1 protein-coding gene is annotated in these 260 nt (G+C 52.7%); it reads left to right on the forward strand.

Annotation, left to right across the window (positions count from 1 at the left end):
• Positions 1 to 53: 53 nt before the first annotated feature.
• Positions 54 to 260 (forward strand): GTP-binding protein (locus KJQ96_RS39275; RefSeq protein WP_305831083.1); only part of this gene is annotated, 207 nt, incomplete at its 3' end.

A 260-nucleotide genomic window follows, 5' to 3' on the forward strand; every position in this document is an offset into this window, starting at 1 on the left:
GGTAATTCCCCGAAGTACGCTATAAGGGTGTGTAGCCGGGCTAAGGAAGTTCAATGTACGAGGCGTTTTATCAGCTCCAGGAGAAACCCTTTTCAATTCTCCCCGACCCCGACCTGATTTATTGGGGCAAAATGCACTCCATGGCATTCACGATGCTGGAGTTCGGCGTCATGAACAATGCCGGCTTCACCGTCATTACCGGTGAGATAGGATCCGGCAAGACAACCCTGGTCCGGCATTTGCTCAAGAAGGTCAGCCCG

Origin of the sequence: Bradyrhizobium sp. sGM-13, from assembly GCF_018398875.1 — a bacterium.
Lineage (GTDB): Bacteria > Pseudomonadota > Alphaproteobacteria > Rhizobiales > Xanthobacteraceae > Bradyrhizobium.